Here is a 14591-nt window from a genome sequence, read left to right on the forward strand (position 1 = left end):
TCGACGCCCTGCCAGGGTTCCGCCCCCAAGCCGTGGGTCGTCGCGACGGTGGGCGGCTGTCAGGGGGCGGGCAGGGCGCCGAGGCGGTGCAGCAGTTGCCGGCCCAGCGGCAGACGCTTGTCGGCGTCGCCGTCCGTCCGGAGGTCCACGTTCAACGCGAAGCCGTACAGCCGGTCGTCGCGCTCGACCCAGCCGACCCACCATCCCGTGCCCGGGTCGGTGGCTTCCGTCCAGCCGGTCTTGCCGTACAGGGCGTACCCGGCGGTGCGCTCCAGGCGCAGGATGTCCCGGACAGTGGCCGGGTGCCCCCGGTCGGCTGGCAGCTCGCCCCGGGCCAGCCGGGCCAGCCACCGCGCCTGCTCGTCGGCCGAGATCTCCAGCGGCCCGTCCAACCAGAACCGGTCCACGGCCGGCCCGACCTCGCCGTTGCCGTAGCCGAGCCGGTGCAGCCACTCCCGCTCCCGGTCCGGCCCGATGCGGCGGGCCAGCTCCTGGAACACCGGCACGTTGGAGACCCGGACCGCGTCGCGCAGCCCCATGTCCCGCTCCCAGGCGGCGACGCGCTGCGGCCGACCGCCGTAGGGGACCTTCTCCCGATCGTCGCGCACCACGCCGGTCTCCAGCGCGATCAGGCTGTGCGCGATCTTGAACGTCGAGGCGGGGACGAACCGACGCTCGGCCCGCGCCCGGTCGACCATGACGACGCGGCCGGCCGTCACGTCGTACATGACGAAGGTGCCCCGGAGGCCGGCCTGCCGGAACAGGCCGGCCAGGTCGTCGCGGACCTCGACCGCCGGCGCGTTCGGCGTGGGGGAAGGACCCGTCGAGGCGGTGGCGGACGCGCCGGCCGGCGGCGGCTGCGGACGCCCGCTGCCGGTGCAACCGGTCGCGCCGGCCAGCAGGAGCAGGGCGACGGCCGTGGCGCCCGCGACCCGCCGCCGGGGGCGGGCGCGGCCCAGGCCGACGACCTCGCCCGGCACCCCGACCGCTACGAGGCCCGGACGGACCGCCGTCGGCGGCGCGGCCAGGCTTCGCGTCCGTGTCTCGAAGACCACCCGCCACCGCCTCCGTCCGTGCCGGCACCGACACCCCCAGTGAAGCACGTGCCATGGGATACGGCGCCGCCCGACCACCGCGCCGCCGGTCGGCTCACGGCCTCGTCGGGGCGTCCGGCTCCGACACCCGCAGATGCCGGTCCAGGTTCGCGACCAGCTCGTCCGCGCAGGCGGGAACGACGTCGTCGGCCCAGCCCCGCAGCGCCCGCAGGAACCCGGCCAGGTCCGCCCGGACGCCGTCGACGAGCCCCGTCAGCTCCTCGACGTGGATGTCCACCCAGGAACTGCCCTCCTCGTCCGCCCACACCCGGACCGTGCCGCCGGGGCGCCGCTCCACCCAGGGGTCGGGGTCGTGGCCGAGGTCCGGTGAGCGGCCGGCCGGGATCTCGTACCACTCGCGCCAGTCCTCCAGGCCACTGCAACAGCCCGGATCGACCCGCGCCCCCGTCACCGGGTCGGTGAGGCGCAGACCGCCGGGCACCACCAGGGAGCCGGGCCCCGGGCCGGCCGCCACCACCGGCAGCACGGCGGTCAGCGGATCGTCGTCCCCGGGCCACACCGTGCGATCGTCGAGGTGGTTGTACGCCGCGATCCGGGCCACGGCGGCACCCACCTCGGCGGCGGTCAGCGCGCCGGAGAGAGCCAGCCACGGGCCGACGTCGGCCACCGGCCAGAGCGGGAAGTCGTCGAGGCGATCCACCTCGAGCACCGGCTGGAGCCGTGGCGAACGGCGGGTGGAGGCGGACCGGGACCGGACGGCGCGCCCGCCGGGGGCACGGGGTCCGGTCACGGTGCGGACGCGCCGATCACGGCGGCCACGTCGGGCGGCAGCGGGTACGGGCGCTCCGGGGGCAGCAGCGCCCCGGCGGCGGTGTCGTCGCCGGCGTCGAGCGCCGCGCGCACCGCGTGGGCGGTCGGGGTCACGTCGGTGAGACCGACCAGCCACTCGTCGACGTACCGGCGCACCGCCTCACCGGAGAGCCCCACCTGTAGGGACCGGTGCGGCAGCGGGGCCAGGCGCAGCGACCGTTCCGGGTCCCACTGCACCCGCACCGGGCTGGCCCGCAGCCGTCGCGACCAGTCCTCCCGGTCCTGGTGGCGGTCGCGCTCGAAGCTGCTCAGGCACGAGTTGGTGAGCGCCCACTCGAAGCCGGCGCGGGTGATCTCGACGGCCAGCACCCGCTCCTGCCCGGGCTTCGTGCCCCAGCCGCAGCGGTACATCATCCAGCGGAACGACGGCTTGATCCAGGTCATCCGTTCCCGCTTGAACGGCGGCACGAAGCGGCCGGCGGCCAGCGCCGGGCGGGCGATCTCCGGCGGGTACGCCTGGTACACGGTCACGGTGTCGGCGGTGAAGCGGGCGCGGACCTGGTGGGCGGGGACCTGCATGGCGCCGATCCTGACCGATCGTCCGGGCCCGGTCCATCGGATTGTCCCGCCCGGGCCGGCGGCCCCGGTGGGGGATAGGCTGCCGGTCGTGGCAGGTCTTCTCAGGAGTGTGGCGGCCCGTATCGGCGGGGTGATCCCGTCGCCGCGCCGGCCCGGGCCGGGCCCGGCGCGGGTCGCCCGCCCCCGCCAGGTCGCGGCGTTGCAGCGCCGGCAGTTGGCGTACGCGCCGGAGCTCGACGGGCACGCCGATCCGGGCGAGATCGTCTGGACCTGGGTGCAGTACGAGGACGACCCGCGCCAGGGCAAGGACCGCCCCGTGCTGGTGGTGGGCCGGCACAGCCGGACGCTGTTCGGGCTGATGCTGTCCAGTCAGAGCGAGCGCGACGGGCAGCGGCACTGGCTGGCGCTCGGCCCGGGCGAGTGGGACCGGGACAACCGGCCGAGCTGGGTGCGGCTGGACCGGGTGCTGACCATGCGGGAGGACGGCATCCGCCGGGAGGGCGCGGTGCTGGACCGGGCCCGTTTCGACCGGGTCGCCCGGGCCCTGCGCGCCGGCTACGGCTGGCGCTGACCCGTCAGGCCGGCTCGCGGCTCGGGCCGATCCCGGCGTCGCGGGTGTCCGGCGGCGGGTACGGCTGCTCGGCCAGCAGCCGGGCCAGGTGCGCGCTGTTGAGCGCCAACGCCTTTGTGGTGCGTCCCGTGGTGTCGGGCTTGGGCCGGGCGTCGATGTAGTCGACCTTGTGCAGCGCCTCGCCGACCCAGTAGGTGGCGCCCGCCGCGGGGCAGGTGAAGCCGACCTCGTTGAGGGCCTGCTGGACCTCGCCGATGGTGTGGTGCGCGCCGTCCTCGTTGCCGACGACCGCGACCCCGCCCACCTTGCCGTAGGTGAGCAGCCGGCCCTCGGCGTCGGTCTCGGAGAGCTCGGCGTCGAGCCGTTCGAGGACCATCTTGCACACGGCGGACGGCTGACCGAGCCAGATCGGCGTGGCGATGACGAGGATCTGCGCGGCCATCAGCCTGGACCGGATGACCGGCCAGCCGTCGCCGTCGCCCTCGTCGGTGGAGACGCCGAAGCGCACGTCGTGGTCGACGACCCGGATCAGGTCGCCCGGCACGCCCTGGTCGGCGAGGGCGTCGAGCACCTCGCGCCCGAGCACCTCGGCGCTCGACGGGGCGGGGGACCGCTTGAGGGTGCAGTTCAGGACCAGGGCCCGGATGCTCGCCACGGTGTTCCTCCCTCGGCCGGTGCGGCGCTGACCCTGCCGGCATACCCGGCAACCGGCGCGAGACACGTCGAAACGCGTCGTGTCCCGACCGGCGGTCCGCTGGCGTGGGCCTGCGCGCTCAGCACTCCGCCAGGTGGGCGCTGTCGACGAGTTGCCGGGGCGGGCGGGCCACTCCGAGGCTCTTGGCCCGGTACATGGCGGCGTCGGCCCGGTCGAGCGCCTCGGTGAGCTGCGCGGGCCCGGTGACGGGGGCGAGCCCGACGGAGGCGGTCACCCGGACGCTGAGCCCGCCCAGCGGGATCGGCGCGGCGAGGCTGTCGCAGAGCCGCCGGGTGGCGTGCTCGATCCACCGCCGGTCGATCGTGGGGCTGGCCAGCAGGCCGGCGAACTCGTCGCCGCCGAGCCGGGCGACCAGGTTGTCCCCGGCGAAGGCGGCGAGCCGTTGGGCGACGCTGACCAGCACCTGGTCGCCGGCGGCGTGGCCGTAACGGTCGTTGATCTGCTTGAAGTCGTCGAGGTCGAGCACCACGGCGATCAGCGGCTGCCCGGCCGCGTCGGTGAGCAGCGTGGCGGCCAGGCGGTAGAACGCGCGGCGGTTGGGCAGGCCCGTCAGGGGGTCGTGGCTGGCGGCGTGCCGCTCGGCGGCGAGCTCGGCCTGGAGGTGCCGGATCTCGACCTCGGCCTGGATGGCGCGGCGCCGCAGCTGCCAGGAGGTGACGAGTGCCCCGGCGGCACAGATGCCGGACGCGATGGTCAACGGATCCGGCACGAGACCTCCCATCAGCACGTCGCCGCCGGCCCCGCGCGCGGCGGTCCGCGCCCGCGTGTCGGGCCCCGTCCGGCCTGGTGGCAGCCCCAGGTCGGGTCACTCAGAGTGAACAGATGGGCACTGTCCACGTGCGTTATCATGCTCGCTGTCCGGTGCAGATGCAATAGCAGATGCACGTGCAGGAAGCCCTTCGTCGATATCGTGCCCCCTCATCAGGCACCGCTGCCCGGCATCGCGGGGCTCGCGAGAGAAAGACGTCCATGCAGCAGCCTCCGAACGGCGTTCCCACCACCCAGCTGCCCCCGCTCGCCTGGCAGAAGAGCCGCCGGAGCAATCCCAGCGGCAACTGCGTCGAGCTGGCCGAGCTGCCCGGCGGCGCCGGCATCGCCCTGCGCAATTCCCGGCACCCGGAGGGGCCGGCGTTGATCTACACGGTGGACGAGATCGCCGCCTTCGTGCGCGGCGCGCGCGACGGGGACTTCGACAACCTGATCGCCTGAGCGCGTCCCGCCGACCGGGACGAATTGTCCGCACCGAGGAAGTTCACCTCACTCACGGTTCATGGCATGCTTACACGTCGGCCGCGCGAGGGCACCCGGTCGGCACGAACCGGCATGTGGAGGTCGGCTGTGACGATGGGTCCCGCCGAGGGCGGTCCGGGGACCGGCCCGACCGTGCTGCGCATGCTGCTCGGCGCCCAACTGCGCCGGCTGCGCGAGTCCAGCGGGGTGACCCGGGAGGGCGCCGGCTGGGAGATCCGCGCCTCCGAGTCGAAGATCAGCCGGATGGAGCTGGGCCGGGTCGGCTTCAAGGAACGCGACGTCGCGGACCTGCTCACCCTCTACGGCGTCACCGCGTCCGAGGAACGGGAGGCGCTGCTCAAGCTCGCCCGCGACGCCAACAGCCCGGGCTGGTGGCACCGCTACGGCGACGTGCTGCCGAACTGGTTCCAGTCGTACCTCGGACTGGAGGCGGCCGCCGCGCTCATCCGCAGCTACGAGGTCCAGTTCGTCCCCGGCCTGCTTCAGACCCGGGAGTACGCCCGGGCGGTGGTGCTGCTCGGGCACGGCCGGGCCGCACCGGCGGAGATCGAGCGTCGGGTCGCACTGCGTATGCAGCGCCAGCGGTTGCTGCACCGCGAGAACCCGCCGCAGCTCTGGGCGGTGGTGGACGAGGCCGCGCTGCGCCGGCCGATCGGCGGCCCGCGGGTGATGCGTGAGCAGGTGGCGGCGTTGATCGAGGCCACCAAGTCGCCGAACATCCGGCTCCAGGTCATCCCGTTCGCCGCCGGTGGGCACGCCGCCGCGGGTGGGGCCTTCACCATCCTGCGCTTCGGTGACCGGGAACTGCCCGACATCGTCTACATCGAACAGCTCACCAGCGCGCTCTACCTCGACAAACGCGACGACCTCGACTACTACGCGGTCGCGATGGAGCGGCTCTGCGTGGAGGCCGAGCCGCCGGAGCGTACGCCGGAGATCCTCGGCGCGATCCTGGACGACCTCTACCCGGGGTGACCCCGGCGGGGTCTCGCCTCGACGGCGGTGCGGCTACCATGGTCGCCGACCGGCGACAGTGGACGGACGCCCCCGGTCGCGGGTGGCGCAGAGTCGTGGAGGCTGCCTTGACCACCGATGCCCCGGGCACGACGACCGGCCCCGCGCACCCGAGCGACCGCATCGACACCTCGGTGGCCCACCCCGCGCGCCGGTACAACTACTGGCTCGGTGGCAAGGACAACTTCCAGGCCGACCGGGACTCCGGCGACATGGTGGCGGCGTCCTTCCCGACCATCCGCACCGCCGCGCTGGAGAACCGCCGTTTCCTCCAGCGGGCCGTGCGGCACCTCGCCCGGGAGGAGGGCATCCGCCAGTTCCTCGACATCGGCACCGGCATTCCGACCGCCGACAACACCCACGAGGTCGCGCAGGCGATCGCCCCCGAGTCGCGGGTGGTCTACGTCGACAACGACCCGATCGTGCTCGCGCACGCCCGGGCGCTGCTGACCAGCTCGCCCGAGGGCGCCACCGCCTACATCGACGCCGACCTGCGCGACCCGGAGCGGATCCTGCACCACCCCGACCTGCTGCGCACCATCGACCTGTCCCGGCCGGTCGCCCTGATGCTGGTCGCGATCCTGCACTTCGTCGGCGACGACGACGACCCGTACGCCGTGGTCACGCGGCTGCTCGACGCGCTGCCGCCGGGCAGCTACCTGGCGGCCTCGCACGCCACCCACGACTACCTCCCCCCGCACGTGGCGCAGGAGGCGAAGGCGGCGGCCCGGGGCGGCAGCCCGCACGGCCTGATCAACCTGCGCACCCGGGCCGAGTTCATCCGGTTCTTCGACGGGCTGGAGCTGTTGGAGCCCGGCGTCACGTCGGTCGCCGAGTGGCGTGCCGAGGACGCGCCGCAGCCCCGCCCGGCGGCGGCCGAGGTCAGCATGTACGGCGGGGTGGCCCGCAAGGGCTGACCGCGCACCTGCGCGCCCGCCGGCCCGGACCACCACGGTCCGGGCCGGCGCTGCTGCGCGGGGTCACCCTCGACGTCGCCCGGCGCTACCGCGTGGAGTCGCTCTCGACGTCGCCCCCGCACTCGACGTCGCCCCCGCACTCGACGTGGCCCCGCGCTGGGCGTCACCGTGGCCGGGGCGGCGTGGTGGGCCGCGTCGGTGTTCCTGTCGCGTGCGGTCCCGAGCCGGCTCGCCGCCTGTGGCGTTGACGAGGGCGGCCCGCTCCGCCTAGTCTCTGTATCGATCCAGTCTGAATCGATACAGAGAGGCCGCGGTGAAGCCGACCCTGCAAGCCGTCGCGGACGCCGTCGGCGTGTCCCGCAGCACCGTCTCCAACGCCTACAGCCGACCCGACCAGCTCTCCGCCGCCCTGCGCCAACGGATCCTGGACGCCGCCCGGCAGCTCGGCTACCCCGGCCCCAACCCCACCGCCCGGTCGCTGCGGCGCGGGTACGTGGGCGCCATCGGAGTGCTCTTCGAGTCGCGGCTGTCGTACGCCTTCACCGACCCCTTCGCGGTCCGCTTCCTGGCCGGCGTCGCCGAGGCGGCCGAGCGGCACGGCACCAGCCTGCTGCTCGTGCCGCTGCCAGCCGACGAGCCCGCCGCGCGGCGGGCGGTGGAGAACGCCGCCGTCGACGGCTTCTGCGTCTACTGCGTCGGCGACGAGGGCTGGGTCGTCGACGTGCTCCGCGAGCGCGGCCTGCCCGTCGTCACGACCGCCCCCCGCGACGACGCCGGCCCCGACGACCGCTACGTCGGCATCGACGAGCGGGCCGCCGCCCGGGCCGTCGCCGCCCACGTGGCGGGGCTGGGGCACCGGCGGGTCGCACTGCTCGGCGACGCCGTGCGCCCCGGCGCGGCCCCGGGCGAACTGCGCCTCGCCGAGGTGGCAGACGTCGCCCACCCGACGACCCGGGCGCGGCTGGCCGGGTTCGCCGACGCCTTCGCCGAGGTCGGCGTCACCTGGTCCGAGCTGACCGTGCTCGCCGCCACCGACAACAGCCGGGCGGCGGGCGCCACGGCCGTCGCCGCCGCCCTCGCCGCCCCCGAACCGCCCACGGCGGTCCTGGCCTGCGCGGACGTGCTCGCCCTCGGCGTCCTCGACGCGCTCGCCGAGGCAGGTCGGCCGCCCGTGTCGGTCACCGGCTTCGACGACATCGCCGAGGCCGCCACCGCCGGCCTGACCACCGTGCGGCAACCAGCCGAGGAGAAGGGGCGCATCGCCGCCCGACTCCTGCTCGACCCGCCCGCCGACCCGGCGGCCGGCCACGTCCTGCTACCCACCGCACTCGTCGTCCGGTCCTCCACCGGACCCGTCCCAGGGAGCTGACCATGGAACAGTCCACCGGCTTCGTCCTCGCCGTCGACGCGGTGACCCGACACGTCAACTCCGCCCGGCCGGACGCCCCCGTCCGCCCGGAGCGGCCCCGCGTCGCGCGACTCGCCCCCACCCGGCTGGTCGCCGCCGCCGTCCTGCGCCGGCTCGCCGACCGCATCCAGCCGCCGCCGGTCGCCGCCGCGCCGCGCTGCTCCTGACCGTCGGCGCGGGCCGGTAGCCCGCTGCTCCTGACCGCCCGTGCGGGGCCGGTAGCCCACTGCTCTCGACCGTCGGCGCGGGCCGGTCGTCGCCGTCCGAACCGCGACGACCGGCCCGCAACCGGGCACCGCGCTGGTGGCAGACCCCGCCGGCAGGGCAGACTGAACGGCTATGTCGCCGTTCTCGCCCACCCTGCGGTTGCACGACCGCTACGTCCTGCGCGAGCGCATCGGCCTCGGCGGGATGTCCGAGGTGTGGCGCGCCGACGACGAGGTGCTGCACCGGCCCGTCGCCGTCAAGGCCCTCACCCGGCAGTTCGCCACCGACCCGCAACTGCGGGCCACCATCCAGCGCGAGGCCCGCGCCGCCGCGCGGCTGACCCACCCGCACGTCACCCAGGTGTACGACTACGGCGAGGCGGCCCTGGACGGCGGCATCGTCGTCCCGTATCTGGTGATGGAGCTGGTGCAGGGGCGCAACCTCGCCGACCGGCTCGCCGACGGGCCACTGCCCTGGCCGGAGGCGGTGCGGATGGCCGGCCAGATCGCTGCGGCGCTCGCCGCCGCCCACCGCATCGGCGTGGTGCACCGCGACGTCAAGCCCGGCAACGTGATGCTCACCGAGACCGGCGCCAAGGTGCTCGACTTCGGCATCGCCGCGCTCGCCGGGCCGCACCACCCCAGGGCGGGGCAGACCGGCGAACTGCTGATGGGCACGCCCGCGTACTTCGCCCCGGAGCGGATGCGGCCCGGGCCGCCGAACCCGGCCAGCGACGTCTACGCCCTCGGCGCGCTGCTCTACCGCACCCTCACCGGCCGGGCCCCCCTGCCCGTGCAGACCTGGGAGGACGCGCTGGAGGTGCACGCCGGGCACCCGCCGGTGCCGCCCCCGCGGGTCCCCGGGCTGCCGCCCGACATCGCCGAGCTGACCCTGGCCTGCCTGGCCACCGAGCCGGCACAGCGGCCGGGCGCGACCCAGCTCGCCACCCGCTTCGCTTCGGAGGCGCCGGCCCACCCGCCCACGGCCGTCCTGCCGACCCCGTCCGCCGGCGCCTCGTCTGCGACCTCCCCCTCGCCGGCAGGCGCCGAGCACCCGCCGACCCTGATCGACCGCTCACCGCCGTCCCCGAACCCCACCGGCCGCGCGGGGGTGCCGTACCCCGCCCCGCCGGGCAGGCGCCATCCCGTGGTCGCCCGCACCGGCCGTCCCGCCCCGGCCGGCGGCGCGGGGACCACGCGCAACAGGCCCGTCACCGCGCTGGTCGCCGTCGGGGTCGCGCTGCTCGTCGGGCTCGTCGGTGCGCTCGTCATCGGCGACGGCGGAAGTCCGCCACCGGCGGCGGCCCCCGTCACCGGCACACCGGCCGGCAAGCCGACCTCGGCCAGGCCGACGCCGCCGCCAGCCAGGACCTCCGCCCCGCCGCCGGTGTCCGCGCGGCCCGACCCCGTCGGCCTGCCGCAGTTCGTCGCCGAGTTCGCCGCGGTGCTCGCCTGGGCGCAGGCCCGCGGCGACATCGACCGCAAGACGGTCGAGGGGCTGCGGGACAAGCTCGCGGACCTGAGCCGGGGCAGGGAAAAGGACCGGGCCAAGCGGGTCGAGAAGCTGCGGGAGCGCCTCGCCGAGGCGGCCGAGGAAGGGCAGCTCCCGCCCGACACGGCGGCCCGACTCGACGCCCTGCTCGACCGGATCCACACGCCGGCGCCGGACGACGACGAGGACGACGACTGAACCGGCTCAGCCGACCTCGACCGCGAACCCCTGCTCCACCCGGCCGCCCCGCACCACCTGCGCGTACGCGCCCACGCACGGCTGCGCGCCGAGCTGCGGCAGCGGCGCGACCCGGTTGAGGCGGGCCGGGACGCGCAACGCCTCGGCCTGCCGGGGCAGCGACCCGTGCGCCAGGGTCGGCACCGCGCACCGCGGGGTCGGGGCGAGTACCCGCAGCACCAGCTCGGGGCCGACCCGCAGCTCGCGGCCGACCCAGTCGTTCTCGGCGAAGCCGTCCACGCCGACGTCGAGCACGAGGTTGGGCCGGTAGCGGACCGCCTCGACGGTGCCGCCCGGAAGCTCGGCGGCCACCCGGGCCAGGGTGGCCGTCGTGACCAGGTGCACCGGGGCGAAGTCGAAGAAGGTGCCCGGCGCCGCCGCCCCGAGCGGGTTGGCGTCGACCGGCACCTCGGCGGCCAGACCGGCCGCCAGCACCGCGTCCGGGTCGGCCCGCTCCAGGAGCGCCCCGGCGGGCGGCCGGTCGATCAGCGTCACCGGGACGCCCAGCACCCGGGACAGCACGTCGTCGACGCCGGGGTCCACGCTGGACAGGACCCGCCCGTCGGGCAGCGTGATCCGTACCTCATCGGGTGCGGCGCCGGCCGCGCGGAGCGTGAGCAGGTCGCGCCAGCGCCGGGGATGCTTCGCGCTGGCCACCCGCCCGGTGTCCCGGTGCCGCAGGGCCAGCCGCCGGTCGCCCGCCACCCCCGCCGGGCCGACGTCGGCGTGGGGCAGCCGCTCACCCAGCATCGACTTCACCGGGTAACGCCACAGCTGCGCCAGCCGGCCGGTCATCCTGCCGCCGCCCCGGCGCGGGTCGCCGCGATCCGGACCGGGGCCCCGCCGACGGTCGTGGTGCGCGTCGTCACGGGGCCACCCTAGTGCGAACCCCTGCTGTAGGCCGTCCGCCGGACGCAAGGGCCGGCCCGTTGGCGGACTCCCAGGATCGGTTCGTAGCGTGTGGGCCATGATTCGTACCGCGCACGCCCTGCTCGCCTCCGGCACCGCCCCCGAAAAGGCCGCGCCGCCCGAGGACGGGCTGGTCGGCTTCGTCATCGGCCTGGTCGAGCGGCTCGGTGGCCCCGGCGCGGGTCTGGCCGTGGCCCTGGAGAACCTCTTCCCACCGATCCCCAGCGAGGTGATCCTGCCGCTGGCCGGCTTCGTCGCCGGGCAGGGTCGGATGAGCGTGGTCAGCGCGATCTTCTGGACCACCCTCGGCTCGCTGCTCGGGGCCCTCGCCCTGTACTGGATCGGCGCCGCGCTGGGCCGCGAGCGGATCCGGGCGATCGCGCAGCGGCTGCCGCTGATCAAGCTCAGCGACGTGGACCGCACCGAGGAGTGGTTCCTGCGGCACGGGGTGAAGGCCGTCTTCTTCGGGCGGATGATCCCGATCTTCCGGAGCCTGATCTCCATCCCGGCCGGCGTGGAGCGGATGCCGGTGCTGACCTTCGCGGTCTACACGACGCTCGGCAGCCTGATCTGGAACACCACCTTCGTGATGGCCGGCTACCTGCTCGGCGACAACTGGCACCTCGTCGAGGGGTACGCCGGCGTGCTGCAGAAGGTGGTCATCGTCGCCAGCGTGGCGGCCGCCGGCTGGTTCGTGGTCTCCCGGATCATCCGGGCGCGGCGCGGCGCGCCGGAGGCTGTCGACCCCGTCCCGCCCGTCGACCCTGCCCCGCTGCCCCACGCGCCGGACCCGACGGGGCGGGGCACGATCTACCGCAGCGCGTACTCGGACGGGCAGGCACCAGACCGCGACCTGTCCCGCTGAGCCGGTGGCGCGGCCACGGCGGGCGCTACCACGCCCGCCGGGCCCCGTCGTGGTGGCCCTCGGGCTCCGCGCCGCCGCCGAGGCGCTCTGCACAGGCGGCGCGGGCACCCCGCCCCGACCTCGATCGACCCCGGGCCGCGGAAGTCCACCCGCGGGTTTGCCCCCTGCGTCGGGCACTGCGGGCCACACCCCGTCGAGGCCCACTGTCGCGTCCGCCCGCCCGGCTCCTACCGGAGATCTTGGTAGAAAACGGCCCCTCCAAGGGCCGTTTTCTACCAAGATCTCCACCGGTGGCCCGGTGTCCGGTTTCGTGTGGCTGTCCGGGGTGAGTGGGTCGTCAGCGGGGTGGCGTGGCGTGCCGAATGTGCGGTTTGTGGGTGTGACCGGGGGCATGGTGGGGGCGGAATCGTGGCGGGGGCGGGGTCGTTACATCCTGCGTACGGCCGAGCAAGACCACGCCGCCGAGGGCACGCCGCCCCGACAGATGGCGGGCCCGGGGCGCCCGGAATGATGGCGGGCCGGCGGTGGTTACACATGGTCCGGCCGACGCGAGGGCGTCCCCCGCCCCGCACGACAGCCCGGCCTCCCTCCGGCCCGCACGGGTCATCCGGCCGGCATGGCCGATCTGATCTTTCCTCCGGCTGAATGTCGGAGATCCTCTCCAGGTTCGCTGGAGATCCTCCGTGAGTTCGCATGAGCGCCGACGGTGCTTGCATCCGCGTGAGCCGATCCCCCTTCGGTGTGTGGGTGCCGACCCCCGAATGGAGCGTTTCTGATGAACACGATCATGCGTAAGAGCGTTCTCGGTGTTGCTGGTCTCGCGTTCGCCGGTGGCGTGTTCGCCGGTCCCGCGACCGCGCACGCGGCCCCGTCGGTGCAGTCGACCCCGGTCGCAGTGACGGTGCAGGCCGACAAGCCGTCGGCCGACAAGGCCAAGCTGATCCCGCACGGTGTGCAGGGCGCGCAGTCGCGTATCGACCTGTCCGACGAGCAGGTCGCCAACGTCAAGGCCATCATCGCGGCGACGAAGAAGGCCGGCATGGACGAGCGCGCCGCCGTCGTGTCGATCGCGACCGCACTGCAGGAGTCGAAGCTGGAGAACCTGGGTCACCTGGGTGACCGCAACGACCACGACTCGCAGGGCCTGTTCCAGCAGCGTCCGTCCTCGGGTTGGGGGACGGTGGAGCAGATCACCGATCCCGAGTACTCGACGACGGCGTTCCTGAAGGGTCTGAAGCAGGTCGACGGGTGGCAGGACATGCCGCTGACGAAGGCCGCGCAGACGGTGCAGGTGTCGGCGTACCCGGACCACTACGCCCAGTGGGAGCAGCAGGCCGCCGACCTGGTGGCCGAGCACTGGAACAGCTGACAGCAGTAGCCGAATCGCCGCTGGCCGGCACCCTGTCCGGGGTGCCGGCCAGACGCATGTCCGGAACTCGGAGTTGCGGGCGGCGCGAACCGGAGGTGCCCCGTTCGCGCCGACGTCGGAGTGGGCTGAGCGGTGGGGAGGCCGACGGGTTCGTGGCCTGTCCGGGCGTACAGTCGGGCGGTGGAGCGTACCGAGAAGATGCCCGCGCAGACCCGACCACCTGGCGTGGCGACCGCCGATCCCGGCAGCGTCCTGCTGCCAGGCCACGACGTGCCGCTGGGTCGCTACACGACCGTGCGTCGGCTGCTTCCGCAGCGGCAGCGGCGGATGGTCGGGGCCTGGTGCTTCGTGGACCACTTCGGCCCGGACGACGTTGCCGAGCGGCCCGGCATGGAGGTGCCACCGCATCCGCACACCGGCTTGCAGACCGTGACCTGGCTGCTCGACGGGGAGATCCTGCACCGCGACAGCCTGGGCAACGTCCAGCCGATCCGCCCCGGCCAGCTCAACGTGATGACCTCGGGGCACGGCATCGCGCATTCGGAGCGGTCGCCCGAGCGGCATCCGCCGCTGATGCACGGCGTGCAGCTCTGGGTGGCGCTGCCGGACCCGGCCCGCGCCGGGGCCGCCGACTTCGCCCACCACGCCGACCTGCCGCGCTGGCGCGACGGTGAACTGGACGTCACCCTGCTGGTGGGCGAGCTCGCGGGCGAGCGGTCCCCGGCTTTGACGTACACGCCGCTGCTCGGCGCGCAGGTGGAGCTGCGCGGACCCGCGCCGGCCACGCTGCCGCTGCGGCCCGACTTCGAGTACGGGCTGCTGGCCATGTCCGGCTCCGCTGAGGTCGACGGGGTGCCGTTGACCCCGGGGGCGCTGCTCTACCTGGGCACCGGTCGGGAGCAACTCACTCTGACTGGCGCGCCGGGGAGCCGGCTGCTGCTGCTCGGCGGGGCTCCGTTCGAGGAACCGCTGGTGATGTGGTGGAACTTCGTCGGCCGCTCGCACGAGGAGGTGGCCGCCGCGCGGGAGGACTGGATGGCCGGGCGGCGTTTCGGCGTCGTCGCCGACGATCCCGCCCCGCCGTTGCCCGCCCCGGCGCTGCCGACCACCCGCCTCAAGGCGCGCGACCGCAGCGGCGGGCTGCACGGCTGAGGCAGGCAGGCGTGGCCGGGCGCGGCGCGGGTAGTCGCCGG

The 14591-nt window shown here is 74.9% G+C and carries 15 protein-coding genes and 1 pseudogene; 10 read left to right on the forward strand and 6 right to left on the reverse strand.

All coding sequences use genetic code 11. The features are described from left to right. Positions 1–59 precede the first annotated feature (59 nt). From blaOXA to ACN27A_RS01520, 3 genes and pseudogenes are all read right to left on the reverse strand, one after another. A pseudogene (gene blaOXA, locus ACN27A_RS01510) lies at positions 60–803 on the reverse strand (class D beta-lactamase); the annotation flags it as partial. Between the two features lie 346 nt (positions 804–1149). Next, positions 1150–1764 (reverse strand): hypothetical protein, encoded by a 615-nt coding sequence (locus ACN27A_RS01515; protein ID WP_421449205.1) that lies wholly within the window; start codon positions 1762–1764, stop codon positions 1150–1152. A 77-nt stretch (positions 1765–1841) separates the two neighbouring features. Further along, on the reverse strand, positions 1842–2444 hold the full coding sequence (locus ACN27A_RS01520) for a DUF4291 domain-containing protein (protein WP_421449207.1): 603 nt from the start codon (positions 2442–2444) through the stop codon (positions 1842–1844). A gap of 88 nt (positions 2445–2532) precedes the next feature. On the opposite strand from ACN27A_RS01520, the gene ACN27A_RS01525 reads away from it, so the two are divergent. Next, positions 2533–3015 (forward strand): type II toxin-antitoxin system PemK/MazF family toxin, encoded by a 483-nt coding sequence (locus ACN27A_RS01525; RefSeq protein ID WP_421449209.1) that lies wholly within the window; start codon positions 2533–2535, stop codon positions 3013–3015. Positions 3016–3019: 4 nt separating this feature from the next. On the opposite strand, the gene ACN27A_RS01530 is transcribed toward ACN27A_RS01525, so the two are convergent. Both ACN27A_RS01530 and ACN27A_RS01535 read right to left on the reverse strand, forming a co-directional pair. Further along, on the reverse strand, positions 3020–3670 hold the full coding sequence (locus ACN27A_RS01530) for a flavodoxin family protein (protein WP_421449210.1): 651 nt from the start codon (positions 3668–3670) through the stop codon (positions 3020–3022). A 118-nt stretch (positions 3671–3788) separates the two neighbouring features. Continuing rightward, a complete protein-coding gene (locus ACN27A_RS01535) occupies positions 3789–4439 on the reverse strand; it encodes a GGDEF domain-containing protein (protein WP_132240227.1) in 651 nt (216 codons plus the stop codon). Positions 4440–4699: 260 nt separating this feature from the next. On the opposite strand from ACN27A_RS01535, the gene ACN27A_RS01540 reads away from it, so the two are divergent. The 6 genes from ACN27A_RS01540 to ACN27A_RS01565 all read left to right on the forward strand — a co-directional run bounded on the left by ACN27A_RS01540 (position 4700) and on the right by ACN27A_RS01565 (position 10216). Beyond that, positions 4700–4939, forward strand: coding sequence for a DUF397 domain-containing protein (locus tag ACN27A_RS01540; RefSeq protein WP_421449211.1), 240 nt, complete (start codon positions 4700–4702; stop codon positions 4937–4939). Positions 4940–5074: 135 nt separating this feature from the next. Further along, positions 5075–5956: a helix-turn-helix domain-containing protein gene (locus tag ACN27A_RS01545; protein WP_151456401.1), complete on the forward strand. Its 882-nt coding sequence runs from the start codon at positions 5075–5077 to the stop codon at positions 5954–5956. Between the two features lie 107 nt (positions 5957–6063). Next, positions 6064–6912 carry an SAM-dependent methyltransferase gene (locus tag ACN27A_RS01550; RefSeq protein ID WP_421449212.1) on the forward strand — a complete coding sequence of 283 codons (849 nt, stop codon included), beginning with the start codon at positions 6064–6066 and terminating at the stop codon, positions 6910–6912. A gap of 313 nt (positions 6913–7225) precedes the next feature. Continuing rightward, positions 7226–8281 (forward strand): LacI family DNA-binding transcriptional regulator, encoded by a 1056-nt coding sequence (locus ACN27A_RS01555; protein WP_421449214.1) that lies wholly within the window; start codon positions 7226–7228, stop codon positions 8279–8281. A gap of 2 nt (positions 8282–8283) precedes the next feature. Beyond that, positions 8284–8487 (forward strand): hypothetical protein, encoded by a 204-nt coding sequence (locus ACN27A_RS01560; RefSeq protein ID WP_421449215.1) that lies wholly within the window; start codon positions 8284–8286, stop codon positions 8485–8487. A 172-nt stretch (positions 8488–8659) separates the two neighbouring features. Continuing rightward, on the forward strand, positions 8660–10216 hold the full coding sequence (locus tag ACN27A_RS01565; protein WP_421449218.1) for a protein kinase domain-containing protein: 1557 nt from the start codon (positions 8660–8662) through the stop codon (positions 10214–10216). 6 nt (positions 10217–10222) lie between these two features. Here ACN27A_RS01565 and ACN27A_RS01570 read toward each other — a convergent pair whose 3' ends face one another. Further along, positions 10223–11050: an MOSC domain-containing protein gene (locus ACN27A_RS01570; protein ID WP_421449219.1), complete on the reverse strand. Its 828-nt coding sequence runs from the start codon at positions 11048–11050 to the stop codon at positions 10223–10225. A 172-nt stretch (positions 11051–11222) separates the two neighbouring features. Here ACN27A_RS01570 and ACN27A_RS01575 point away from each other — a divergent pair, with 172 nt between their 5' ends. The 3 genes from ACN27A_RS01575 to ACN27A_RS01585 all read left to right on the forward strand — a co-directional run bounded on the left by ACN27A_RS01575 (position 11223) and on the right by ACN27A_RS01585 (position 14550). Further along, entirely contained in the window at positions 11223–12029 is an 807-nt protein-coding gene (locus tag ACN27A_RS01575; RefSeq protein WP_421449221.1) for a DedA family protein, read from the forward strand. A gap of 775 nt (positions 12030–12804) precedes the next feature. Beyond that, positions 12805–13398 carry a hypothetical protein gene (locus tag ACN27A_RS01580; RefSeq protein WP_421449223.1) on the forward strand — a complete coding sequence of 198 codons (594 nt, stop codon included), beginning with the start codon at positions 12805–12807 and terminating at the stop codon, positions 13396–13398. A gap of 180 nt (positions 13399–13578) precedes the next feature. Then, complete coding sequence (locus ACN27A_RS01585) at positions 13579–14550, forward strand: pirin family protein (RefSeq protein WP_421449225.1); 972 nt, start codon at positions 13579–13581, stop codon at positions 14548–14550. Positions 14551–14591 lie beyond the last annotated feature (41 nt).

This window comes from Micromonospora sp. WMMD737 (genome assembly GCF_049179055.1).
Taxonomy (GTDB): Bacteria; Actinomycetota; Actinomycetes; order Mycobacteriales; family Micromonosporaceae; genus Micromonospora; species Micromonospora reichwaldensis.